Annotated in this window: 20 protein-coding genes; 13 read left to right on the forward strand and 7 right to left on the reverse strand. The window is 73.9% G+C overall.

The features are described from left to right. The first annotated feature begins 19 nt into the window (after positions 1-19). From A4U64_RS07715 to A4U64_RS07745, 7 genes are all read left to right on the forward strand, one after another. Positions 20-1,321 carry an MFS transporter gene (locus A4U64_RS07715; protein ID WP_043797064.1) on the forward strand — a complete coding sequence of 434 codons (1,302 nt, stop codon included), beginning with the start codon at positions 20-22 and terminating at the stop codon, positions 1,319-1,321. A 96-nt stretch (positions 1,322-1,417) separates the two neighbouring features. Beyond that, a complete protein-coding gene (locus tag A4U64_RS07720) occupies positions 1,418-2,887 on the forward strand; it encodes a nitrate/nitrite transporter (RefSeq protein WP_006942740.1) in 1,470 nt (489 codons plus the stop codon). A 45-nt stretch (positions 2,888-2,932) separates the two neighbouring features. Continuing rightward, positions 2,933-5,446, forward strand: coding sequence for a nitrite reductase large subunit NirB (nirB, locus tag A4U64_RS07725; RefSeq protein WP_065922412.1), 2,514 nt, complete (start codon positions 2,933-2,935; stop codon positions 5,444-5,446). Between the two features lie 56 nt (positions 5,447-5,502). Beyond that, positions 5,503-5,925, forward strand: a complete 423-nt coding sequence (gene nirD / locus A4U64_RS07730) for a nitrite reductase small subunit NirD (RefSeq protein WP_006942743.1) — start codon at positions 5,503-5,505, stop codon at positions 5,923-5,925. Next, entirely contained in the window at positions 5,922-7,079 is a 1,158-nt protein-coding gene (locus A4U64_RS07735; protein WP_006942745.1) for a uroporphyrinogen-III synthase, read from the forward strand. The genes nirD and A4U64_RS07735 overlap by 4 nt, the downstream gene beginning before the upstream one ends. A gap of 46 nt (positions 7,080-7,125) precedes the next feature. Then, on the forward strand, positions 7,126-7,830 hold the full coding sequence (locus tag A4U64_RS07740) for a sirohydrochlorin chelatase (protein WP_006942747.1): 705 nt from the start codon (positions 7,126-7,128) through the stop codon (positions 7,828-7,830). Between the two features lie 152 nt (positions 7,831-7,982). Continuing rightward, entirely contained in the window at positions 7,983-9,485 is a 1,503-nt protein-coding gene (locus tag A4U64_RS07745; RefSeq protein WP_198163433.1) for an FUSC family protein, read from the forward strand. 12 nt (positions 9,486-9,497) lie between these two features. Here the strand turns inward: A4U64_RS07745 and A4U64_RS07750 are convergent, their stop codons facing one another. Together A4U64_RS07750 and A4U64_RS29045 are read right to left on the reverse strand one after the other, a co-directional pair. Beyond that, the gene (locus A4U64_RS07750) at positions 9,498-11,234 is read right to left on the reverse strand and encodes an NTP transferase domain-containing protein (protein WP_029544577.1); all 1,737 of its coding nucleotides are present in this window, start codon (positions 11,232-11,234) and stop codon (positions 9,498-9,500) included. Between the two features lie 45 nt (positions 11,235-11,279). Next, a complete protein-coding gene (locus tag A4U64_RS29045; protein ID WP_006942753.1) occupies positions 11,280-11,408 on the reverse strand; it encodes a hypothetical protein in 129 nt (42 codons plus the stop codon). Between the two features lie 61 nt (positions 11,409-11,469). Between A4U64_RS29045 and yczR the strand changes: the two genes are divergently transcribed. Then, complete coding sequence (yczR, locus tag A4U64_RS07755; protein WP_029544575.1) at positions 11,470-12,906, forward strand: aminotransferase-like domain-containing protein; 1,437 nt, start codon at positions 11,470-11,472, stop codon at positions 12,904-12,906. Between the two features lie 6 nt (positions 12,907-12,912). On the opposite strand, the gene A4U64_RS07760 is transcribed toward yczR, so the two are convergent. From A4U64_RS07760 to A4U64_RS07770, 3 genes are read right to left on the reverse strand one after another with little or no spacing between them, the layout of a single operon-like run. Beyond that, the gene (locus A4U64_RS07760; protein WP_006942757.1) at positions 12,913-13,209 is read right to left on the reverse strand and encodes an MGMT family protein; all 297 of its coding nucleotides are present in this window, start codon (positions 13,207-13,209) and stop codon (positions 12,913-12,915) included. Further along, complete coding sequence (locus A4U64_RS07765; RefSeq protein ID WP_006942759.1) at positions 13,210-13,986, reverse strand: alpha/beta fold hydrolase; 777 nt, start codon at positions 13,984-13,986, stop codon at positions 13,210-13,212. Then, positions 13,983-14,525: a winged helix-turn-helix transcriptional regulator gene (locus tag A4U64_RS07770; RefSeq protein WP_029544571.1), complete on the reverse strand. Its 543-nt coding sequence runs from the start codon at positions 14,523-14,525 to the stop codon at positions 13,983-13,985. The genes A4U64_RS07765 and A4U64_RS07770 overlap by 4 nt, the downstream gene beginning before the upstream one ends. Before the next feature lie 52 nt (positions 14,526-14,577). On the opposite strand from A4U64_RS07770, the gene A4U64_RS07775 reads away from it, so the two are divergent. The 3 genes from A4U64_RS07775 to A4U64_RS07785 all read left to right on the forward strand — a co-directional run bounded on the left by A4U64_RS07775 (position 14,578) and on the right by A4U64_RS07785 (position 21,823). Continuing rightward, on the forward strand, positions 14,578-14,988 hold the full coding sequence (locus tag A4U64_RS07775) for a PaaI family thioesterase (RefSeq protein ID WP_006942764.1): 411 nt from the start codon (positions 14,578-14,580) through the stop codon (positions 14,986-14,988). A gap of 146 nt (positions 14,989-15,134) precedes the next feature. After that, positions 15,135-18,458, forward strand: coding sequence for an ATP-dependent helicase (locus A4U64_RS07780; protein WP_065922413.1), 3,324 nt, complete (start codon positions 15,135-15,137; stop codon positions 18,456-18,458). Next, on the forward strand, positions 18,458-21,823 hold the full coding sequence (locus A4U64_RS07785) for an ATP-dependent helicase (protein WP_157127573.1): 3,366 nt from the start codon (positions 18,458-18,460) through the stop codon (positions 21,821-21,823). Before A4U64_RS07780 ends, A4U64_RS07785 begins: the two co-directional genes overlap by 1 nt. Before the next feature lie 6 nt (positions 21,824-21,829). Here the strand turns inward: A4U64_RS07785 and A4U64_RS07790 are convergent, their stop codons facing one another. Continuing rightward, positions 21,830-22,222: a DoxX family protein gene (locus A4U64_RS07790; protein WP_029544562.1), complete on the reverse strand. Its 393-nt coding sequence runs from the start codon at positions 22,220-22,222 to the stop codon at positions 21,830-21,832. 103 nt (positions 22,223-22,325) lie between these two features. Between A4U64_RS07790 and A4U64_RS07795 the strand changes: the two genes are divergently transcribed. After that, complete coding sequence (locus A4U64_RS07795) at positions 22,326-23,393, forward strand: potassium channel family protein (protein WP_006942770.1); 1,068 nt, start codon at positions 22,326-22,328, stop codon at positions 23,391-23,393. A gap of 26 nt (positions 23,394-23,419) precedes the next feature. Then, positions 23,420-24,322 (forward strand): NAD(+) diphosphatase, encoded by a 903-nt coding sequence (nudC, locus tag A4U64_RS07800; RefSeq protein ID WP_065922414.1) that lies wholly within the window; start codon positions 23,420-23,422, stop codon positions 24,320-24,322. 5 nt (positions 24,323-24,327) lie between these two features. Here the strand turns inward: nudC and A4U64_RS07805 are convergent, their stop codons facing one another. Further along, a complete protein-coding gene (locus A4U64_RS07805) occupies positions 24,328-24,939 on the reverse strand; it encodes a TetR/AcrR family transcriptional regulator (protein ID WP_081705051.1) in 612 nt (203 codons plus the stop codon).

The following is a 24,939-nucleotide window of genomic DNA, read 5'->3' on the forward strand; positions in this document are numbered from 1 at the left end:
ATAGACGTCGGGTCATCCTATGATTTCGCTCGTGGCTGTCACCGGTGCCGGATCCTCGTCCCCGTCCCTCCTGCGGGGACGGCTCCTGGTCTTCGTTGCGATCGTGATGTCCGCGCTCACGTTGCGCCTCGCCGTGACCTCGTTCAGCCCGCTCGCCGAGCAGATCCGCGCCGAGCTCGGTTTCGCGCCCGCCGTGGTGGGCGTGTTCGGCATGGTGCCGACCGCGATGTTCGCGGTGTTCGGGCTGCTCACCCCCGTCATCGCGCGCCGGGCCGGGCTCGAGGCCACGGCCCTCGTCGCGATGCTGGCCGCCGGATTCGGCATGGCAGCGCGCGCGCTGACCCACGAGACGTGGACACTGCTCGCGTTCTCCGCGCTCGCGCTCGCCGGGATGGGGGTCGGCAACGTGGTGATCCCGCCACTGGTCAAGAGGTACTTCTCCGACCGGCTCGCGGTCGTGAGCACCGTGTACATCGTCGGTGTCCAGATCGGGACGGTGCTGCCGGCCCTCGCGGCGGTCCCCGTCGCCGAGGCCGCCGGGTGGCGCTGGTCCATCGGGCTGTGGGCGGCGTGGGCGTTCGCCGCGGCGATCCCGTGGATCGGCGTCCTGTACCGGGCCCGCGGCACGCGTCCGGCTGCCGGCGACGCGCCGCACTCCCAGCCCACGCCCGGCCGGGTGTGGCGCTCGCCCGTCGCGTGGGGCATGGCCGGCATGTTCGGCATGACCTCGCTGATCACCTACTCGATGTTCACCTGGATCCCCGCGGTGCTGCTCGACGCCGGCGGCAGCGAGGCGCTCGGCGGCGCCATGATCGCCCTGTTCTCGTTCGTCGGCCTGACCGCCTCGTTCGTCGCTCCCGCCGCGTGCGCCCGCATGCGGGATCCGTTCCCGCTCGTCGTCGTGTGCGTGGCGTGCTACGCGGTGGGGTTCACCGGTCTGCTGCTCGCGCCGCTGACGGCCACGGCGCTGTGGGTGCTGGCGATCGGCGTCGGGCCGACCACGTTCCCCATGGCGCTCACCCTGATCAATCTGCGCACCCGCACCCACGCAGCGTCCGCCGCCCTGTCCGGCTTCACCCAGGGTCTCGGCTACACCGTCGCGTGTCTCGGCCCGGTGCTGGTCGGTGTGCTGCGCGAGGCCACCGGCGGCTGGACGGCGCCGTTCGCGTTCCTCGGGTGTGCGGCGCTCGTGGTGCTCGTCGCCGGCCGGGTCGCCTGCCGGCCCCGGTACGTCGAGGACACCTGGGGCGGTTCCGGTGCCGGTCCACAGCCCGCGAGCACCCGCGGCGCCGACCTCACGGAGGCCTCCTGCCGCAGGTGAGCATCTCTTGACGCGGCAGTCACCGAGGGCAGCACCGCGGCAACACCCGTTTCCTACCTTGGGTCCATCGATACCGACCCGAGGAAGGGGCATGGGGTGGCCGCAACGACCGGAGTATCACCGACCGAAGGCCTGCGTGCGAAGTTCGCGCGCAAGCACCGCATCGAACACTGGGACGCCGAGGACACGGCGGCATGGGAAGCCGGCGGCAAGGAGATCGCGAAGCGGAACCTGATCTGGTCCGTCCTGGCCGAGCACGTCGGCTTCTCCGTCTGGTCCATCTGGTCCGTGATGGTGCTGTTCATGCCGGCCGACGTCTACGGCATCGATCCCGCCGGCAAGTTCTTCCTCGTCGCGGTGCCCACCCTCGTGGGCTCGCTGCTGCGCATTCCCTACACCGTCGCCACGGCCCGGTTCGGCGGTCGGAACTGGACGGTGTTCAGCGCGCTGGTGCTGCTGATCCCCACCCTCGCGGCCCTGTACCTGATGCTCAACCCCGGCTTCTCGTACACCACCTTCCTGGTGGTGGCCGCGGTCGCCGGACTCGGCGGCGGCAACTTCGCCTCGTCGATGACCAACATCAACGCTTTCTACCCGCAGCGGCTCAAGGGCTGGGCGCTGGGCCTGAACGCGGGCGGCGGCAACATCGGCGTGCCGGTGGTCCAGCTCGTCGGCCTGCTCGTCATCGCCACCGTCGGCAACACCGAGCCGTGGATCGTGTGTGCCGTCTACCTGGTGCTGTGTGCCTTCGCCGCGCTCGGCGCGGCCCTGTTCATGGACAACCTCGGTGACCAGCGCGCCGACCTGCGGGCGATGGGCGAATCCCTGAGGTACCGCGACTCGTGGATCCTCAGCTTCCTCTACATCGGCACCTTCGGCTCCTTCATCGGCTTCAGCTTCGCGTTCGGGCAGGTGCTGCAGATCAACTTCCTGGCCGGGGGCGCGACCGCCGCCGAGGCCTCCCTGCACGCCGCGCAGATCGCGTTCATCGGCCCGCTGCTCGGCTCGATCGCCCGGCCCCTCGGCGGCAAGCTGGCCGACCGGATCGGGGGCGGCCGGATCACGCTGTACACGTTCGCGGCAATGGCCCTCGCGGCGGGACTGCTCGTCACCGCCGGCACCCTCGACGACGCCACCGCCGGCGCCGCCACCGGCGGCATCATGGTGACCTTCGTCCTCGGGTTCATCGCCCTGTTCCTGCTCTCGGGCATCGGCAACGGCTCCGTCTACAAGATGATCCCGTCCATCTTCGAGGCCAAGGCGCAGAGCCTCGACTCGCTCGACCGGGCCGGGAAGGCCGCATGGGCGCGCAGCATGTCCGGCGCCCTGATCGGATTCGCCGGCGCCATCGGCGGACTCGGCGGCGTCGGGATCAACCTGGTGCTGCGCGCGTCCTACAGCAGCGAAGCCAAGTCGGCGACCATGGCGTTCTGGGTGTTCCTCGCCTTCTACCTGGTCTGCATCGTCGTCACCTGGGCCGTGTTCCTGCGCCGACCCACCGCCCCGCCCGCGGAGACGCCCGCACCGCGCGACGTCACCGCCGACACGGTGGCCACCCGCGTCTGACCGCGGCCGGCCCCCCATCACGTACGCAAGGAAGAAGGAAACGGTATGAGCCACAAGTCTGTTGTCGTCGTCGGACACGGCATGGTGGGCCACCGCTTCGTCGAGGCGCTGCGCGCCCGCGACGAGAAGAACCTCTGGTCGGTGACGGTGCTGTGCGAGGAACCGCTGCCCGCCTACGACCGCGTGGGACTGTCCTCCTATGTCGGCTCGTGGGATTCGAAGGAACTCGCCCTCGCCGGCAACGAGTACGAGGGCGACGACCTGGTCGAGCTGAGGATCGGCACCCGGGCCGCGGCGATCGACCGTGCCGGGCGCACCGTCACCACCGACGCCGGTGAGGTGATCGGGTACGACGCGCTCGTCCTGGCCACCGGCTCGTACCCCTTCGTCCCGCCGATTCCCGGCAAGGATCTGGCCGGGTGCTTCGTCTACCGGACCCTCGACGACCTGGACGGCATCCGGGCCGGCGCGGAGCGGGCCGCTCCGGGAGCGGTCGGCGTCGTCGTCGGCGGCGGGCTCCTCGGCCTCGAGGCGGCCAACGCGCTGCGGATGCTGGGCATGACGCCGCACGTCGTCGAGTTCGCCCCCCGGCTCATGCCGCTGCAGGTCGACGAGGGCGGCGGTGCGCTTCTCGCCCGGCTCGTCACCGATCTCGGGCTGACGGTGCACACGGGCGTCGGCACCGCCGGCATCACCGAGGGCCCCGGCGGGTTGAGGGTGGAACTGTCCGACGGGTCGGTGATCGACGCCGCGCTGCTCGTGTTCTCCGCAGGCGTCCGTCCCCAGGACGGGCTGGCCCGCGACGCGGGGCTCGAGCTGGGCCCGCGCGGCGGTGTCCGCACCGACCTCGGCTGCCGCAGCACGACCGACGACGCGGTCTACGCGATCGGCGAGTGCGCGGCCGTCGAGGGCACCTGCTACGGCCTCGTCGCCCCCGGCTACAGCACGGCCGAGGTGGTGGCCGACCGGCTCCTCGGCGGCGCCGCCGAGTTCCCGGGCGCCGACCTGTCCACGAAGCTCAAGCTGCTCGGCGTCGACGTCGCGAGCTTCGGCGACGCGCACGCCACCACTCCGGGCGCCCTCGAGGTCGTGCTGTCGGACGCCGCGAAGGGCACCTACGCCAAGCTGGTCGTCTCGGACGACGCGAAGACACTGCTCGGCGGCATCCTCGTCGGCGACGCCTCCGCGTACGGGTCGCTGCGGCCGCTCGTCGGCCGGGAGCTGCCCGGCGACCCCGCGGCGCTGATCTCCCCGGCGGGAGAGAAGCCGGGCGCCGGGTCGCTGCCCGACGACGCCGAGGTGTGCTCCTGCAACGGAGTCACCAAGGGGACGATCTGCGGTGCCATCGCGGACGGCGCGTGCGACATCGCCCAGGTCAAGGCCTGCACCGGCGCCGGCACCACGTGCGGCGGCTGCCTGCCCACCGTCAAGCAGCTCCTCGCGGCGTCCGGTGTGGTCATGTCGAAGTCCTTGTGCGAGCACTTCGAGCAGTCCCGGGCCGAGCTGTTCCAGATCGTGCAGGCCACGAACACCCGCACGTTCTCGGCACTGATCTCCAAGTACGGCCAGGGGACCGGCTGCGACATCTGCAAGCCCGTCGTCGCCTCGATCCTCGCCTCGACCGACTCGGACCACATCCTGGGCCGGCAGCAGGCGGCGCTGCAGGACACCAACGACCACTTCCTGGCCAACATCCAGAAGAACGGCACCTACTCGGTGGTGCCGCGGATGCCCGGCGGGGAGTGCACCCCCGAGCAGCTCATCGTCATCGGCGAGATCGCCCGCGACTTCGGCTTGTACGTCAAGATGACCGGCGGCCAGCGCATCGACCTGTTCGGTGCGCGGGTCGAGCAGCTGCCGCTCATCTGGCAGCGGCTCGTCGACGCCGGCATGGAATCCGGCCAGGCGTACGGCAAGTCCCTGCGCACCGTGAAGAGCTGCGTGGGCTCGACGTGGTGCCGGTACGGCGTGCAGGACTCGGTCGGCATGGCCGTCGACCTCGAACTGCGCTACCGCGGGCTGCGCTCACCGCACAAGCTCAAGTTCGGCGTTTCCGGCTGCGCCCGCGAGTGCGCCGAGGCGCGCGGCAAGGACGTCGGGGTGATCGCCACGGAGAACGGCTGGAACCTGTACGTGTGCGGCAACGGCGGCCAGTCGCCCAAGCATGCGCAGCTGCTCGCCGGTGGTCTCGACGACGGGACCCTCGTCAAGTACATCGACCGGTTCCTGATGTTCTACGTGCGCACCGCCGATCGCCTGCAGCGCACCGCGCCCTGGCTCGAGTCCCTCGAGGGCGGGCTCGAGCACCTCCGGGCGGTGGTGTGCGAGGACAGCCTCGGCATCGGCGACGAGCTCGAGGCGGCGATGGCCAAGCACGTCGCCGGGTACCGGGACGAGTGGAAGGGAGTGCTCGAGGACCCCGAGAAGCTGTCCCGGTTCGTGTCGTTCGTCAACGCGCCCGAGGTGGCCGACCCGACCGTGCGGTTCGACGACTCGGGCAAGCGGAAGGTGCCGGTGCTGGTCGGAATGCCCTCTTACCGTGAGGGAATCTCGGGTTAACGCCCGAGAAACACCGGCCCCGGAGAATTCCGTCCGTAGTTCCAAGGAGGACATTCATGACCGTCATCGAGACGCACACCCCCGAGCGCGCGTCGCGTGCCAGCGTGTACGACGGGCGTCTGGAGTGGACGTCGGCGTGCCCGCTCAGTCACCTCATCCCCGGCCGCGGCGTCGCCGTGCTGTTGCGCGGCGGCGAGCAGGCCGCGCTGTTCCGGCTCGACGACGGCAGTCTGCGGGCGGTGGGCAACTTCGATCCGTTCGGCCGCGCCGCGGTGATGTCGCGTGGGATCGTCGGCGACCGCAGCGGCGAGCCCACCGTCGCCTCGCCGCTGCTCAAGCAGGTCTTCTCGCTGGACGACGGACGCTGCCTCGACGATCCGTCGGTCCGCCTGCCCGTGTACGACGTGCGGGTGTGGGCCGGTGTCGTCCAGATCCACAGCCTCGTGCCCGTGCACCGCGGTTACGGCGAGCGTTCGTGAGCGAGGACAACGCGCCGCTGCACGGCTTCACGATCGGCATCACCGCCGCACGCCGCGCCGACGAGTTCGCCACCCTGCTCACCCGGCGCGGCGCGGAGGTTGTCCACGCACCCGCCATCCGCATCATCCCGCTCGCGGACGACGCCGAGCTCGAGCGCGTGACGCGCGACATCCTCGACACCCCGCCGGACATCACCGTGGCCACCACGGCGATCGGCTTCCGCGGCTGGATGGGGGCCGCGGACGGCTGGGGCCTCGCCGAGCAGCTCGGCGAGGCCCTGGGCGGCAGCCGCATCCTGGCCCGCGGGCCGAAGGTCACCGGCGCGATCCGGGCCGCCGACCTGCGGGAGGAGTGGTCGCCGGCGTCGGAGTCGTCCGCGGAGGTGCTCGAGCACCTGCTGGCCGAGGGTGTGGAGGGGGTGCGGATCGCGGTGCAGCTGCACGGCGCCCGCACCGAGTGGGAACCCGGCGCGGACCTGTGCGAGGTGCTGCGCGACGCCGGTGCCGACGTGGTGGCGGTCCCGGTGTACCGGTGGACCCCGCCCGACGACCCCACCGCGCTGGACCGGCTCATCGAGCAGATCGCCGACCACAGCATCGACGCGGTGAGCTTCACCAGCGCGCCGGCCGTCGCGTCGCTGCTGATGCGTTCCAAGGCCACCGGCATGCTCGAGTTGATGCTGCGCGCGCTGCGCACCGGGGTCACCGCGGTGTGCGTGGGGCCCGTGACGGCCGCGCCGCTGGTCGAGCTGGAGGTGCCGGTCTCGGCACCGGCCCGGGCCCGGCTCGGATCCCTCGCCCGGCACCTGGCCGAAGAGCTGCCGCGGCGCGCCCACCGCATCGAGGCCGGGGGGCACGTCCTCAGCGTCCGCGGCCGCTGCGTCGTGGTCGACGGCGAGATCCGCTGCCTGGCGCCCGCCGCGATGGCGCTGATGCGCACCCTCGCCGCCCGGCCCGGCCGGGTCGTCTCGCGTGAGGAACTGCTCGCCGCGCTGCCCGGCGGCGGCGGCGACACCCACGCCGTGGAGACCGCCGTGGCGCGGCTGCGGTCCGCGCTCGGCGCCCCCACGATCGTGCAGACCGTCGTCAAGCGTGGCTACCGGCTCGCGGTCGACCCGGTGGGCTGCGCCGACAAGGAATACCCGCTCGGCTAGGGGCATCGTCTCCGGCCGACCCCGTTCCGGATCAGGAGTTGTGACCATGATCGACCCGGCCCTGCTGCTCGTCGCTCACGGCACGCGCAATCCGCGCGGCGTCGAGATGATCGCGTCCCTCGCCGACGCCGTCTCCCGCGACGTGGGCGCCACCCGCGTCGCGTTCGTCGACGTCCTCGGACCCTCGCCGGCGGAGGTGCTGCGCGATTCCGGCCGGCCCACCGTGCTGGTGCCCGCCTTCCTCGCCTCCGGCTACCACGTGCACGCCGACGTGCCACGCGAGGTCGCCGACAGTGGGCATCCCGCCGTGGCGGTCACCCGCGCGCTCGGACCCGACCCGGTGCTCGCACGGGTGCTGCTGCACCGGCTCTCCGCGGCCGGCTGGAAACCCGGTGACGCGGTGGTGCTCGCCGCGGCGGGCTCCTCCGACCCCCGCGCCCTCGGCGACGTGCGACGGGCCGCGGACATGTTGTCGGCCCTCGCGCGCGTCGCCGTGCGCGTCGGGTACGTCGCCACGGGTGCCCCGCGCGTGCCGGACGTCGTCGCCGGACTGCGCGCCGCGGGTGCGCGCCGGGTGTTCGTCGCCTCGTACCTGCTCGCCGACGGGCTGTTCCACGCGCGTCTCGCCGATGCGGGCGCCGACGGGGTGGCGGCCCCGCTCGGGGTGCACGACTCGATCGTGCGCCTGGTGGCCGAGCGGTACCGGTCGGCGGCGACGGCGCTGCTCGCCGGAGGCCCGCTGCGCGGGTGACCTTGCCGACACGGCGCCGCCGACCGCGGGTGCGCGCCGTATCGTCGATCCTCGTGTCCGAAGCGGTGACAGATCCGGGAGCCGGGTCCCGGAGTGACGCGGCGAGCCCGCCGATCCCGGCGCCGGGGCCTGCGCGGACGCTCCTGCTCGGGGTGCCCCGGCGGGGCCGGCGCTGGCCCGGTGCCCTGCGCGCGGCCGCCGCGGTGGCGCTGCCCGGCCTGGCAGGCCTCGCGCTCGGTCACGGGCCCGTCGCCGCGACGGCCGCCCTCGGGGCGTTCGCCGTCGTCTACGGCGAGGGCCGCGCCTACCGGGCGCGGTGGCAGGTGGTGATGGTCGTCGCGGCGGTGCTCGTCGCGCTGGCCGGTCTGGGCGCCGGTGTCGGCACGCTCGTGCATACGGGTTCGGAATGGACGTGGCTGCTGCTCGTGGCGGTGATGACGGCGGTCGTCGCCATGGGCGCCTTCCTGGTCGACGCGCTGCGCTTCGGTGCACCCGGTGCGTTCCTGCCGCTGCTCACCCTGGAGATCGCGGCGGCACTGCCGAGCGCCGGCGTGCCGGTCGGTGCGGTCGTGTCGTGGACCGCGGCCGGCGCGGGCACGGCAGTGGTGGTGTCGATGTCGGGCGCGGTGGCCCGGCCCCGCGCACCCGAGCGTGCCGCGGTGGCGGCGGCCGTGGAGGCCGTCGACGCCTGCCTGCGCGCCCCGGCGGAGACCGGGCCGCGGCACGAGGCGGTCCGGGCGCTGCACGCCGCGTGGATGTGCCTGCACGACGGGCGGCTGGGCGGGGGCGCGCATCCGCTGACCCGGACGCTCCGAGCGGCGCACCTGCGGCTCGCGACGGTCGTCGCAGGAACCGACGAGGGTGCCGCCTCCGAGACCGACGATCTGCGGCCGCAACCACCGCTGCCGCGCCCGTCGGCGCGATACCGGCTGGCGCGGGCCGCCCGGCCCGGCAGTCGATCCTGGACCATCGTCCTCCGCCTCGTCGTGGCCGGTCCCGTCGCGGGCGCACTGGCGCTCGCGTGCGGTGTCGGGCGGCCGGACTGGGCGGTGATCACGGCGGCGATGGTGCTGCATCAGGGACCCGACCGGGTGCTGGGCAGCTACCGGGGCCTGCACCGGTTCGCCGGCACCGTCGTGGGTCTGGGCGTGCTGGCCGCGGTCGTGTGGGCCGCCCCGACGGCCGTCGCGCTCGTCGTGGTGGTCGCGGTGTTGCTCGCCGGAACCGAGGAGTACCTGGTCCGGAACTACGGCGTGGCGATGGTGTTCATCACTCCGCTCGCGCTGCTGCTCGGCGGCGCCGGGGTGCCGCACGACTTCGCCGTGGTGGCCCGCGACCGCCTGCTCGAGACGGTGATCGGCGTGCTCGTCGCCGTCGCGGTGCTGTGGGTCGTGCTGCCGTTCGCGCATCGTCGCGTGCTGCGCTGCGCCGACGCGCGGGTCGCGGAGACGGTCGCCACCATCGTGCAGGCGCGCACGGCGGGGGAGCGGACCGTCCTGCCGGAACTGCGCCGCGACCTCGAGTTCGACCTGCACGCCGCGACGACCGCCGCGATCGTCGCCGCCCACACCGAACCCGGCTGGACCCGCGACCGGTGGCCGGAGCACCGGCGGCTCCACGAGACCGGATACCGGGTCCTCGCGCACCCGGCCTGACCGGCGCGCCGGTCAGTGTGGCAGCGGCACCAGTTCCACCGGATCGCCGTCCGCCGCGCCGGGCGGCACGAGCGCGATCGCCCGTCGCCCGATCAGCCCCGCCAGGTGTGCGGTGCGGATCGCGTTGTCGCACACCCACAGTCCGTCGTCGGTCTGTGTCGCCGGCAGCAGCCGGGTGACGTCGCCGCTCACCTGCGAGGCGTTGGCGAGCGGCGCGGTCCACGGTGGCTCCGGCCGTCGTCCGGTCAGCCCGTCGACGACGGCGGGCAGCATCACCAGCAGCGTCGCGACGGCCGCGACCGGGTTGCCGGGCAGGCCGAGCACCACACGACCGTCCGGCAGCACCGCTGTCACCTGGGAACCGCCCGGCTTGCACCGGACCCGATCGACGACGATCGCCGCGCCGGCGCGGGCCAGCGCCGCCCGCAGCTGGTCGGCGGCCCCGCCGCCGGTCGCCCCGGTGACGACGATCGTGTCGACGTCGGTGGCTTCGCGGAGCAGCCGGTCGAACCCGTCGACGGTGTCGCGCAGGTGCGCCTCGCCGGCGACGGCGGCGCCGCACCACTGCACGAACCGCGGCAGGACGGGGCCGAGAGAATCGCGGGTCTGGCCGTCGCGCAGCGGCCCGTCGCGGCGGATCTCGTCGCCGGTGACGACCACGTGGACCCGGACGGGCCCGCGGACCGGCACCGCGGTCACCTCGCCGCTCAGCGCAGCGGAGACCACCGCCGGGCCCAGGGCAGTGCCCGCCTCGGCGAGCACGTGACCGGGCGCCCAGTCCTCCCCGCGACGGCGCGCGTCGTCGCGCACCGGGGCGCCGGGCATCCGGGTCACGGTGCCGTCGGTCACCTCGACGTGTTCGTCGCGCACCACCGTCGTCGCGCCGGGCGGCAGGTAGGCACCGGTGGCGATCCGCGCGGCCTGGCCGTCGTGCAGGGTGAACGGCTCGGTCGCGCCGGCCCGGTGGACCTCGGCGCGCAGCAGCCACGGACCGTCGCCGGCGACGGCGTACCCGTCCATCGCCGACACCGCGGCCCGCGGCAGGGCCTCGGCGGCGACGAGTGCCGCGGCGAGGGTGGCACCCTCCGCCGCCTGGGGCGCCACGGTGCGGACCGGCAACCGCGGCAACGACCGCCGGATCTCCGCGCGGGCGGCGGCGGGGTCGGCCGCGACGAGCCCGGGACGCGCGGCGCGGGCCTGCGCGAGCTCCTGCGGGGTGTCGCAGTCCGCGGTCCCCGCCACCGGAACCGTGACGTAGCGCTCCGGCAGCAGGGCCTTCATCGGCTGATTGGCCGGATCCGTCCCCAGCGCGGCGAGGCGGCCGGCGAGCGCGGGACCACGCCACGCGGCGAGCAGGAACTGGATCCGGCCCGAGTCGTCGACAGCGAACGCCGCGTCGGCTCCGGGGGCGCCGCGCAGGGTCTCCACCAGTGCGGTGACCGTGTCCGCGGTGAGGAACGGCAGGTCGGCGGCGAGGGCCAGCACCACCGGTGCGTGAAGACCCGCGGCAGCGAGGGCGGCGACGGGCCCGGCCCCGGCGGGCTGCTCCTGGACCTGGACCACCGCCGGGTCGAGATCGTCGCGCCGTGGTCCGACGACGGTGATCCGGCGGCACCCGGCCACCGCGGCCAGCGCGATGTCGAGCATGCGCCGGCCCCCGACGACGAGTGCGGGCTTGTCGACGCCGCCCATGCGGGTCGCGCGTCCGCCCGCGACGATGACGGCCTCGACGTCGGTCAGCGAACTCATGAGCTCATGCTGCCCGACGCGGGCCGGCGCGGTGTGCCGGGGCGGTCAGTCGGGCGTGTGGTGACTGCGCGGCGGCCCGCCGATACCGCACCGGCCGCCCTGCGCGGTGTCCAGCACTGTCCAGGTGGCCGCCGCCAGGCTGAGCGCGGTGAGGAGAACGACCAGGAAGATCATGGTCCTATTCTCTCGGGCCGGTGGACCGGAGATTCCGGTCCACCGTGCGAAAGTGGACTGTATGAAGGACGTGTCCGCCACCCCGTCCGCTGCCCGGCTCGCGGCGCTGCTCGGCGACGTCGGAGCCGACCGCGGTCCGCTGTACCGGGCCGTCGCCGCCGCGCTGCGCCGCCGCATCGCCGACGGCCGGCTCCCGGTCGGCGCGCGCCTGCCCGCCGAGCGGGCGCTGGCCGACGCGCTCGGCGTCAGCCGCGTCACGGTGGCCGCCGCCTACGGCGACCTGCGCGACGACGGCTGGGCGCTCACCCGGCACGGGGCGGGCACGTTCGTTGCCGCTCCCGACGGCCGGCAGCCGTGGGGCACCGCGCTCGGCGCCCCCGTGCCCGGCGTGCTGGACCTGGGCAACGCCGCCCCGGAGGCGTCGTCCCTGCTGACCGCCGCCTACGCGGTCGCGCAGACCCGGCTGCCCGACCTGCTGGCCGGTCACGGATACGCGCCGAGCGGCCTGCCCGAGCTGCGTGCCGCCGTCGCGGCGCGGTACACCGCCCGCGGACTGCCGACCGACCCCGAGCAGGTGCTGATCACCGCCGCCGCGGCGGACGGACTCGACGCCGTCCTGCACACCGTCGTCGGGGCGGGACGACGGGTGCTGCACCAGCATCCGAGCCATCCCGGCGCGCTCGAGACGATCGCGGCGACCGGAGCCCAGTCCGTCGCCGTGCCCGTCGACGTCGACGATCCGGATGTGATCGTCGACGAGGCCGATCGCGCCGCGCGGCAGCACGCCCCGACCGTCGCGTACCTGATGCCCGACCACGCCAATCCGACCGGTGCGAGCCTGAGCGTGGCCGCGCGGCGGTCCCTCGCCGCGACCCTGTGGCGGCACCGCGTCCTGACCGTCGTCGACGAGGTCGCCGCGGAGCTGTCGTTCGCCGGCGACGACATCGAGCCGTTCGGGGCGGCGGTCCCGGACGCGGCCACCGTGCACGTCGGCTCGTTGAGCAAGGTGGTCTGGGGCGGCATCCGGATCGGCTGGGTGCGCGGCGACCGGGCGACCGTCGCGCGCGTGCGGGAGGTGCTGCTGCGACGCCAGCTCGGCGTCTCGATCCTCGACCAGCTCGCCGCCGTGGAGTTGTTCGCGCAGTGGCAGCGGATCCTCGACGAGCGCCGCGCCGGGCTGCGCGCCCGTCAGGAGGCGCTCGCCGCGGCCGTCGCCGCACGCCTGCCCGGGTGGCGGTTCGTCCCGCCCGCGGGCGGGTTGTCGCTGTGGTGCCGGCTGCCGGACGGCATCGGTTCCACCCGCCTCGTCGCCGCGGCGGAACGGCAGGGACTCGTCCTGCTGCCGGGCACCCGATTCGGCACCGGCCACGCGTTCGACGACCATCAGCGCCTGCCGTTCACCCGGCCGGTCGCGGAACTGCTCGCCGCGGTCGACGTGCTGGCCGGGCTCGGCGCGGCCGTCCTCGAGCCGCGGCGAGCGGCACCACCGCTGGTGTGAGCCGGCTCAGAAGCGGTGCCGCGCCGCCGCGAGATCGACCCGGCCGTCGCGGATCGGCACGCCTTCGAGCTCGAGCCGGGCGAGTTGCCGGTGGGCCAGGTGCGCGGCGGGCCTTCCGGAGGCCGGGACCACCCGGTGCCACGGCAGGTCCGCGCTGTCGGTCCGCATGATCCAGCCCACGGTGCGCGGGCTGGACAGGCCGGCCGCCGCGGCGACGTCGCCGTAGGTGGTCACGCGGCCCTCGGGGACGGAGGCCACCAGCTCCCGGACGCGTTCGACGTCCGCCTCGCTCGTTGCCGGCATCTACAGCAGCTTCCGGACGAGGGCCGCGGTCTCCTCCGGTCGTGCCTGATCGATCATGTGGTCGCAGTCGATGTCGAGCGCCGTGAGGTTCGTGCCGAGGCGGTCGGCGAGGGCGGCCCGGAACTCGTCGGTCACGTACGGCGGCTGCACCTTCGCGGCCCGCGCGACGATCGTGGGCAGGTGCGCCGGTGGCAGGACGAACTCACGCGCCAGCTCGCTCCACGACGTCACCAGGGCGGGAACGCACAGGCGCCAGTTGACCCGGCCCGAGTCGAGGGTGATCAGGTGCTCGGCGAGTTCGGCGTCGAGCAGCGCGGGATCGACCTCGCCCCACGCGCCGTTCGTCTTGTCGGCGCGGGCCTCGGTCGCGTCGGTGTAGTCGGGGTGCTGCACGGTCAGCTCCGCGATCTCGAGCATGCGTTCCGGCGGCAGCCCGATCGCCGGATCCAGCAGCACCAGCCCGCGCACCCGCTCGGGGGCGGTCGCCGCCAGATGCACGGCGAGGGCGCCGCCGAACGAATGCCCGACCACCAGCACCGGACCCGAGGCGTGGGCGTCGAGGACGGCGAGCAGGTCCCGCACGTGCGTCTCGAAGTTCCACGGCGGCGTCCACGGGGAGCGGCCGTGCCCGCGCAGGTCCGGCGCGATGACCCGGGCCTGGGGCAGGTGCTCCGACGCGAGGTGCTCCCAGCGCCGGCCGTGACCGGTGAGGCCGTGCAGGGCGAGCAGCTGCGGACCGTCGGCGGGGCCGAACAGATGGGTGTGCAGTTCGTTCACCCGTCGATTGTGTCAGGGCCGCGGCCGGTTCCGGTGGCAGCCGATGCGCTCGCGCGGGACCGGTGCGGCCGGTCGGCGGGGACGGGCCGGGCTCCCGGACCCGGGGTCGATTCGGTCTCGCGGGCGGTCAGTCCGGCCGTGCCGGCGGGAACGACCACCGCGGCGACGGGCCGGCCGCTCACCCGGTCGCGAACCACCACGGGGGGCCCGTCCTCGTCGGCGCAGTAGCGGTCGCCCCACTGGAGCAGGGCGACGAGGACGGGGAAGAGGTCCAGACCCTTGTCGGTGAGCCGGTACTCGTTGCGGGTGCGGTGTCCGGCCTGCCGGTACGGCACCGGGCGCAGGATTCCCGCGGCCACCAGTTTGCGCAGGCGGTCGGCCAGGATCGGCTCGGACATCCCGACGTGCCGCCGCATGTCGTCGAACCGGCGCACGCCGTTGAACGCCTCCCGCAGGACGAGCAGGGTCCACTTCTCGCCGATCACGTCCAGTGTCCGCTGCACGGAACAGTTCGCCGTGTCCGTCTCCAACCAGCGCATGCATCGAGGCTAGACCCTTGCTAACTGTAATTTCAGAAGTTAGCGTGACGCCATGGACACCACCTCTACCGATCTCCCCGCCGGCAGCGCCTTCCTGCAGGCGGCGGGCCTCGTGCTCGACGAGGTCTCCGGCACCCGGGTCACCGGACACATCGATCTGAGCCGGGACCATCACACTCCGTGGGGCGTCGTGCACGGCGGTGTCTACACCACCGCCGTCGAATCCGCGGCCAGCGTCGGGGCCAGCGCCGCTGTCCAGGACCGCGGCCAGTTCGCGGTCGGGGTGCACAACAGCACCGACTTCCTGCGCTCGAGCACGGGGGAGCGCGTCGACGTCGTCGCCGAACCGCTTCAGCAGGGCCGCGTCCAGCAGCTGTGGCTCGTCACCGTCACCGGCACCGAGAGCGGCAGGACCCTGGCGCGCGGTCAGGTCCGGCTGCAGAACATTCCGTTGCCCGGCTGACTCGCCGCTCCGCGGCCTTGTCGGATTCGCCGCTTCGCGGCGGTGCGGGATTCGCCGCTTCGCGGCGGTGCGGGATTCGCCGCTTCGCGGCGGTGCGGGATTCGCCGCTCCGCGGCGGTGTCGGTCCCGTCTGCTGGAATGGCCCCATGACCGACGCCGACATCCGCCCCGACGCCCGGCCCCGGCAGGCCGAGGTGCGGCTGGTGCCGAGGCCGGACGAGGCGCCGCCGCAGCGACAGTGGCCCGAGGACGTGCAGCGGGTGTTCGCCGATTCGCCGCCCATGCCGCAGTGGCGGCCGTGGCAGGTGCTGGGCGGCCCCGGGACGGGTAAGACCGCGCTGCTCGTGGACCTGGCCGTGTCCCGGATCGCCGCCGGCGCCGACCCGGAGTCGGTGCTGGTGCTCACCCATTCCCGGCGCGCCGCGACCGAGGTGCGAGAGGCGATCACCGCCGGGTTGCTCCGCGTGGGGGCGGTTCCCGGTGGTCCCCGGGCCACGCGGGAACCGCTGGTGCGGACCGTCCACTCGTACGCGTTCGCGGTGCTGCGGCTGCAGGCGTCCACGCACGGCAACCCGCCCCCGCGCCTGATCACCGGCGCCGAGCAGGACGCCGTCCTGCGCGAGCTGTTGCGCGGCGATCTCGACGACGGCGCGGGCATGTGGCCCGAGCGGCTGCGGCCCGCGCTCGGCATGACCGGCTTCGCGGTGGAGCTGCGGGACCTGATGCTGCGCGCCAACGAACGCGGCCTCGGTCCCGAGGACCTGATCGAGCTCGGGCAGCGGCGGTCGCGGCCGGAGTGGGTCGCCGTCGGCGAATTCGCCGCCCGGTACGAGCAGATCATGCTGCTGCGCGGCGCGGTCGGCATCGAGGCGCCCGAGGCCACCGCGCCCGCCCTCGACGCCGCCGAACTCGTCGGGGCGGCCCTCGCCGCGTTCGTCACCGACCCCGACCTGCTCGCACGGGAACGGTCCCGAATCCGGCACCTGCTCGTCGACGACGCCCAGCATCTCGACCCGCAGGCGGCGCAATTGGTGCGCGTCGTCGGGCTCGGCACCCGCACCACCACCGTCGCCGGCGATCCGGACCAGGCGGTGTTCACCTTCCGTGGCGCCGACCCGGCCTTCCTCGCCGCGTTGGTCGACGACGACCCGAGCCGCCGCGTGGTGCTCGGCACCAACCACCGCGCCGCCCCCGAGGTGGCCGAACTCGTCGGCCGTATCACCCGCCGGCTGTCCGGCCTCCCGCCGCACCGCGGCGCACCCGCCGTCCCGTCGGACGACCCGGGCACCGTGCGGGTCCGGGTGCTGCCGACGCCGGCGAAGGAAGCCGCGCTCGTCGCCGACACGCTGCGCCGCGCCCACCTCGTCGACGGGGTGCCGTGGTCCCGGATGGCCGTCGTGGTGCGGTCGGTGCCGCGCTCGCTCGCCCCGCTGCGGCGCGCCCTGCTGGCGGCCGGCGTGCCGGTGACCACGGCCGCCTCCGAGCTGCCGCTGGCCCGCCAGCACGGCGTCGCCGGGCTGCTGCTCGTACTGCGGGCACTGTCCGGGCTGCCGTTCGGCGGCGAGGAGGCGCTCGCCCTGCTGTCCGGGCCCGTCGGCGGAGCCGAACCGGTCGCCCTGCGCCGCCTGCGCCGCGGCCTGCGCCGTGTCGAGCTCGCCGCCGGGGGCGACCGCGACTCCGCCGAACTGCTGCGACTGCTGCTCGTCGACGACGAGGGCGAAAACGCCGAACGGCTCGAGCGCGGACTCACCGACGTCGAGGCGGCGCCGCTGAAGAAGGCCCAGGCCGTGCTGCGCAAGGCCCGGGAGGCCGCGCGCCGCGGCGGCGGCATCGAGGACGTGCTGTGGGAGGCGTGGCAGGCCACCGGACTCGAGCGCAAGTGGGCCGCGGCGTCCGAACGCGGCGGTCCGGTCGGCGCGCAGGCCGACCGCGACCTCGACGGCATCGTGGCGCTGTTCGACGCCGCCGCCGACTACGTCGACCGGCTGCCGCGCGCCCAGCTCGCCGGATTCGTCGACTACCTCACCGAGCAGGAGATCCCGGGCACCGTCCGCACCCGCCTGGTCGCGCCGGCGGAGGCGGTCACCGTCGTCAGTGCCCACTCGGCGGCCGGCCGGGAGTGGGACGTCGTGGCGGTCGCCGGCGTGCAGGAGGGCCTGTGGCCGAGCCTGCGGGCCCGCGGCACCCTGCTGGGCATCGAGACGCTGATCGACGCGGTGTCCGGGGCCGACGGCGGCGGCGACGGCTCGACGCGGCTCTCACGCACCGCGCCGCTACTGGCCGACGAGCGCCGCCTGTTCCTCGTCGCGTGCAGCCGGGCGCGGCGCACCCTGCTCGTCACCGCCGTCGAATCGGTGGGCGGCGACACCGACATGGTGCGGTCCCGGTTCGTCGACGAGCTGGTGGGCGCGGACTCCGACGACGTCGTCGACGAGGCGGGTGAGGACGTCTCGGTGCTGCCCGAGGAGACCCGCACCCGGGTACTCGCCCTCCCCACCCTCGTCGCCGAGCTGCGCAGCGTGGTGTGCGATCCCGTGGTGGCCCGGGACGATCCGCAGCGGCAGCGCCGGGCGGCCGCACAGCTCGCGCGGCTCGCCCGGGCCCGTGTGCGGGGCGCGCATCCGGACCAGTGGTACGGCACCGCCGAGCCCAGCACGCAACAGGAACTGTGGGACCCCGGGGCCGACGCGGTGCCGTTGTCGCCGTCGACGGTCGAACAGCTCACCACGTGCCCGCTGCGGTGGATGTTCGAGCGGCACGGCGGCTCCGACGGCGACAACACCCACGCCGTCGCGGGCAGCCTGGTGCACACGCTGGTGCAGGCGCTCGCCGGGCGGATCCCGCCCGACCAGGTGGAGCGGGCGCTCGAACGGGCATGGGACTCGGTCGATCTCGGCTCCCAGTGGTACGCCCGTCGCGAGCTCGAACGCACCCGCGCCATGCTCGACACGTTCTCGGCGTGGCTGCGCGGCACCCGCGGCGAGCTCACCGAGGTCGGGGTCGAGATCGCCGTCGACGGCATCCTCGAACCCCGGACCGAGGACGAGCCTCGGGTGCGGCTGCGCGGCCGGATCGACCGGCTCGAGCGCGACCCCGACGGGCGGCCCGTGATCATCGACGTCAAGACCGCGCGCCATCCGGTCACCAAGGAGGCGGCGCAGCAGCACGCGCAGCTGGCCGCCTACCAGGTCGCCGCCGCGGCGGGCGCGATCGACGGGCAGCCCGCCGGCGAACCCGGCGGGGCACGGTTGGTGTTCGTCGCCAAACCGCACAACAAGGAGGGCGCCACCCAGCGGGTACAGCCCCCGCTGGACGCCGAGGCGCTCGACCGTTGGCGCGACGTGATTTACGAAGCAGCCGCGGCCACCCGCGGGCCGCAGTTCCTGGCCCGGGTCAACGACGGGTGCCGGCACTGCCCGGTCCTGTCGAGCTGCCCGGCGCACGACGAGGGCAGGCAGGTGACGGGATAGTGGCACCACCGACGGTGAGTGCGGTCGAGCTGGCCGCCGCGCTCGGGCAGTTCCCGCCGACCGGCGAGCAGGCCGCGGTGATCGAGGCGCCGCTGCAGCCCACGCTCGTCGTCGCCGGCGCCGGCGCCGGCAAGACCGAGACGATGGCGGCGCGCGTGGTCTGGCTCGTCGCGAACGGCTTCGTCGACCCGGAACAGGTGCTGGGCCTGACGTTCACCCGCAAGGCCGCCCAGCAGCTCACCACCCGGATCCGCCGGCGGCTGGCGAAGCTCGCCGGATCGGCGCTGGTGCGCGACCTCGACCCGAGCGGCGGGCTGCGCGCTCGCATCCTCGCCGGCGAGCCGGAGGTGGGCACCTATCACGCGTACGCCGGGCGCCTGCTCGGTGAGCACGGGCTGCTGCTGCCCATCGAACCGTCGGCGACCCTGCTGTCCGAGACCGAGCTGTGGCAGCTCGCGTACCGCGTGGTCAGCGCCTGGGACGGCGACCTCGACACCGACCGCAATCCCGCGTCGGTCACCGAGTGCGTGCTGGCCCTGTCGGGGCAGCTCGCCGAGCACCTCGTCGAGCCGGAGGACCTGCGCGTCGCGCACACCGAGCTGGACAAGCTCGTGCACACGCTGCCCGCCGGCCCGAATCAGCGTGGGGGACCGTCGAAGACCCTGCTGAACATCCTCGACGCGCAGCAGGCCCGGATCGAGTTGCTGCCCCTGGTCGAACGCTTGGCGCAGACGCTGCGCCGCGAGGGCGCGCTGGATTTCGGCAGCCAGATGTCGCTCGCCGCCCGGATGGCCCGCGACCACCCGGAGGTCGGCCGCGCCGAGCGGGCCCGCTTCCGGGTGGTGCTGCTCGACGAGTACCAGGACACCGGCCACGCGCAGCGTGTCCTCCTGTCGTCGCTGTTCGGCGGTCCCCTGTCCGGCGGCGCCTCGGAGCGGATGCCCGCGGTGACCGCGGTGGGCGATCCGATGCAGTCGATCTACGGATGGCGTGGCGCGTCCGCGGCAAACCTGCCCCGGTTCTCGACGGACTTCCCGCTGCCGGACGGCAGCCCCGCGCCCCGGCTCGAGTTGCTCACCAGCTGGCGCAACCCCCCAGAGGCGCTGGAGCTGGCAAATCTGGCATCGGAACCGTTGCGGCACAAGGGTGTCCAGGTCAGCACGCTGCGGGCGAAGCCGGAGCCGACCCCCGGCGACGTCCGGCTCGCCCTGCATCCGGACGTGGAGGCCGAACGGGAATGGGTGGCCGGGCGGATCGCCGCCGAGTACGCGGCCGCCCGGGCCGCCGAGGCGTCGCCGCCGACAGCGGCGGTGCTGGTGCGCCGCAACGCCGACGCCGCGCCGATCGCGGAGGCGCTGCGAGCCCACGGCCTGCCCGTCGAGGTGGTCGGTCTCGGCGGCCTGCTGCACACCCCCGAGGTGGCGGACGTGATCGCGATGCTGCGGCTGGCCGCGGACCCCACGGCCGGCAGCGCGGCCGTGCGGGTGCTGACCGGTGCCCGCTGGCAGCTCGGCGCCGCCGACCTGAAGGCGCTGTGGCGCCGGGCCGGCGAACTCGCCATCGGCGGCCGCTTCGGCGTCGCCGGCACGGTCACCGACTCGGCCGCCCTCGCCGAGGCGCTCGACAGCGCCCTGCCGGGCGAGCAGTCCGAACAGGCCGGGATCGCCGACGCACTCTCCGATCCCGGTCCGCCGCATCGGTATTCGGAGTTCGGTTACGCGCGCATCGTCGCGCTGGGCAAGGAGCTGGCGTCCCTGCGGGAGCGGCTGGGCCAGCCGCTGACGGAGCTCGTCGCCGAGGTGGAGCGGGTTCTCGGCATCGGCATCGAGGCGCAGGCCCGCGCGGGCAGCGACGGCGGTGTCGGCCGGGAGAACCTCGACGCCTTCGCGGACGTGGTCGCCGGGTACGCGAGCCGCGGTTCGGCGACGCTGACCGGCCTGCTCGCCTACCTCTCCGCCGCCGAGGCGATCGAGGGCGGACTCGCTCCGGGCGAGGTGCAGGTCGCCACCGAACGGGTGCAGGTGCTGACCGTGCACTCGGCCAAGGGCCTCGAATGGGAGGTGGTGGCGGTCCCGCACCTGACCGCCGGGGTGTTCCCCTCGTCGACGGCCGGCAGCACATGGCTCGGCGCCCTCGGGGAACTGCCGCCGTCGCTGCGCGGCGACCGGGCGCTGCCGGGCGAGAACAGCGACGGCGTCCCCGTCCTCGATCTCGACGAGGTCTACGACCGCAAATCGCTCGAGAACTGCATCGACACGCACAAGGACGCCCTCAAGCGCCGGAAACTGGACGAGGACCGGCGCCTGTTCTACGTCGCGCTCACCCGCACGGAGCGGGCCCTGTTCGTCTCCGGGCACCACTGGGCCGAGTCCGGAACGGACCCGAAGGGACCGTCCCCGTTCCTGTCCGAACTGCACGAGCTGGTGGCGGCGCGACCCGGGCTCGGCCGCATCGAGACCTGGGCCCCGGCGCCGGAGCCGGGCACCGAGAACCCGATGACCGCGGATCCGCACACCGCCGTGTGGCCGCGCGATCCCCTCGGGGTGCGGCGTCCCTTCGTCGAGCAGGGCGCGGCCCTGGTCCTCGCGATGCTCGAGGAGCCCGAACCCGAGCCCCCGGCGATCCCGGACGACGACCCCGACGACTGGGCCGCGGACGTCGACGCGCTGCTCGCCGAGCGGGCCCGGCGCGCCGAGCAGCGTGCCGAGGTGATGCTGCCCGCCCAGATGTCGGTCAGCCAGCTGGTGGATCTGGCCGCGGACCCGGCCGCGCTGGCGGCGCGGCTGCGCCGTCCGTTGCCGTTCCGGCCGAATCCGCTGGCGCGCCGCGGCACCGCCTTCCACGCCTGGCTCGAACGGCGATACGGCGCCACGCGGCTGCTCGACCTCGACGAACTGCCCGGCGCGGACGACGCCGGCGGCGACGAGACCGAACTCGACCGGCTCCAGGAGGCGTTCCTGCGCTCGCGGTGGGCGCAGCGCAGCCCGGTGGAGGTGGAGGTTCCGTTCGAGACGTCGCTGGCCGGGGTGGTGATCCGTGGCCGGATCGACGCGGTGTTCGAGGACCCGGACGGCGGCTGGACGGTCATCGACTGGAAGACCGGCGCCGAGCCCGACGAGGACCGGCTCGAGGCGGTGGCGATGCAGCTGGCCGCGTACCGACTGGCCTGGGCGCAGCTGATGGCCGCCCGCACGTTCCGCGCGACGGGCCGACCGGCCGTGCCGCCTCTCGACAAGGTGCGGGCCGCATTCCACTACGTGCGCACCGGGCGGACCATCGCGCCGGAGGACCTGCCCGGCGCCGAGCGGCTGGACCGGTTGGTGCGCAGCGCCGGCGCGGACCGCCCGTCGGCCGGCGAGCGATAGCGGCGGTCAGCGGCGCGGGGCGTTGCGCCGCGCCGTGAGAGCCTGGGCGATCAGGGGCACCTGCAGCGGCAGCCGGGCCACCGCGACCGCCTTCGCGGCCGGGGAGAGCCGCTCGCTGCGCAGCCATGTCACGGCCATCTGCACGTTGGCGGGGAACACCGCGATCAGCAGGGCCGCGGCCAGCGTCCCGCCGAGCCGCCGGGTCCGCGGAATCGCAAGCGCCGTCCCGGCGGTCAGCTCGGCCACCCCGGAGACGTAGGTATAGGTGCGTGGCGAGCCCGGCAGCGCCGTCGGCACGATCCGGTCGAACGGCCGGGGGGAGGCGAAGTGCGCCGCGCCCGCTCCGAGGAGGAGCGCGGACAGCCGCAGCGCCGCGCGCTGGGACGGGAGTGTGGACATGCGCGCCACACTAGCGGCCGACGCGTAGGCTGCGAGCCGATGTCAGCAACGAGAACGTCGGTGACCGCGTCACCGGAGCCGAGAACACCGCGGGAGCGCCGCCATGCCGGGTAGGTTGCGTGCCCGCTTCAGCCGTTCCGACGTGCTCACCGAGCGCCCGGACTTCGCGCTGGTGGGCATCCTGCGGGTGCCGCAGCTGCAGACGAGCCCGAGCCGGGCCATCACTCGCCGCGTCGGATATGCGGTGGTGGCGTTGACATTCGCCGTGCTGGTGGTCTACCTCGACCGGGACGGCTACCGCGACGCCCAGGGCGACGCACTGTCGCTGCTGGACTGCATCTACTACGCGACCGTCTCGCTGTCGACCACCGGCTACGGCGACATCACCCCGTTCACACCCGAGGCGAGACTGATCAACGTCCTGGTCGTCACGCCGTTGCGGATTTTCTTCCTCATCGTCCTGGTCGGTACGACGCTCTCGGCACTGACCGAGAGTTCGCGCCAGGCGTTCAAGATTCAGCGTTGGAGGCGCCGCGTGCGTAATCACACCGTCGTCGTCGGATACGGCACCAAGGGCCGTACCGCGGTGGATGCGATGCTGGGCGACGGGGTTCCGCCGTCGGACATCGTCGTCGTCGACACCGATCCGGTGGTACTCGAGACCGCCGCCGGGCAGGGGCTGGTGACGGTACAGGGCTCGGCGACGAAGTCGGATGTGCTGCGCCTGGCGGGCGTTCAGCACGCCGCCGCGATCATCGTCGCCGCCAACCGCGACGACACCGCGGTGCTCGTCACGCTCAGCGCCCGCGAGATCGCCCCGAGGGCGAAGATCGTCGCGGCCATCCGCGAATCGGAGAACACGCATCTGCTGCGTCAATCGGGCGCGGACTCGGTGGTCATCTCGTCTGAGACTGCGGGCCGGTTGCTCGGCATCGCCACCACGACGCCGAGCGTCGTGGAGATGATCGAGGATCTGCTCACCCCGGAGGCGGGATTCGCGATCGCCGAACGCGACGTCGAACCGAACGAAGTGGGTGGATCGCCCCGGCACCTGTCCGACATCGTGCTCGGAGTCGTGCGCGACGGCCGCCTGCTGCGCGTGGGGTCCCCCGAGGTCGACGCCGTGGAGGCGGACGACAAGCTGCTCTACATCCGGCGGGTGTCGGGCTGAGCCCGCGCCGCCGCTAGGGTGCAGTCGTGAGCCGTTTCCAGCTGTCCGACACCCCCCTGCTCTCCCGTGCGGTCGTCGACCGCGCCGAGGAGTTGCGGGGCGACGCCGCGGCCCTGCACGACGGTTGGTCCCGGGCCCATCTGCTGCGGGTCGATCGTCGCGGGCAGGTGCCGGTGGACGGCGACGCCCTGGTGTTCGCCGCGGCGGTGGAGCTGGGACCCGAGCCGGTTCCCGGCGCGGTGTTCCTCGGTGTGCGCGGCGACCGGCACGTGTGGGCGATCCGGGTGCTCGCGCAGACCGGAACCGTCGCCGATCTGCGCCGGGTCGGGGAGCGGCTCGACGACGCCGACGCGGGTCTGATGGTGACCGCGGTGGCCCTGCTCAACTGGCACGACAACGCGGGCTTCAGTTCACTGGACGGAGCGCCGACCGAGCCGACCCTGTCCGGCTGGTCGAGGATCAGCACCAGCACCGGTCACGAGGAGTTCCCGCGTACCGACCCGGCGATCATCTGCCTCGTGCACGACGGCGCGGACCGGGTTCTGCTGGCGCGACAGCCGGTGTGGCCGGAGCGACGGTTCTCCGTGCTCGCCGGGTTCGTCGAGGCGGGGGAGTCGCTCGAGTCCTGCGTCGTGCGGGAGATCCGCGAGGAGGTCGGCGTCGACGTGCGAGACGTGCGGTACCTCGGCAGCCAGCCGTGGCCGTTCCCGCGGTCGGTGATGATCGGGTTCTCCGCCGTCGCCGATCCGGAGCATCCGCTGGCCTTCATCGACGGGGAGATCGCCGAGGCCCGTTGGTTCACCCGCGACGAGGTGCGGGCCGCGCTGGCGCTCGGCGACTGGGCCTCCCCGGCCGACGCCCCGTTGTTGCTGCCGGGATCGATCTCGATCGCCCGGGGCATGCTGGAGGGCTGGGTCCGGGGGAACTGAACCGGTCAGGACCCCGGCCTCGGCAGACCGGTGAGCACGGTCTCGACGAGGTGATCGGTGTATTCGTAGGTCAGCGGACCGGAGCGCAGCAGCCAGCGCTGGGCGACGGGGGCGAAGAGGGTGTCGACGACGGCGTCGAGATCCACATCGGGGGACAGCTGACCCTGTCGCTGCGCCGCGCGCAGCCGCTCCTTCTTCATCTGCCGCGTCGGCTCGTCGAGACGACGGGAGTATTCGGCGGCCAGGGACTCGTCCTCGAGTACGGCGACGGTCAGCGCGCGCAACGGCCGTTCGAACCGGGGATCGTTCAGTTCGTCGACGGTGGCGCGCAGCACCGCCCTCATGTCGGCGACGAGATCGCCCGTGTTCGGTAGGCCCTGCGGGTCCTCCGGTTCGCCGCCCACGTTTGCGTTGAGGTAGGCGTCGAGCAGCACCGATCCCTTCGACGACCACCACCGGTAGATGGTCTGTTTCCCGACGCCGGCTCGGGCAGCGATCGCCTCGATGCTCGACTTGCTGTAGCCCACTTCACCGACCAACTCCACCGCGGCGGTCAGGATCGCTGTCCGGGCGGCGTCGCTGCGGCGGGTGGTTCTCGGCGGCATGGAACCCAGCAT

The organism is Rhodococcus sp. WB1 (assembly GCF_001700945.1).
Taxonomy (GTDB): Bacteria; Actinomycetota; Actinomycetes; order Mycobacteriales; family Mycobacteriaceae; genus Rhodococcus; species Rhodococcus aetherivorans.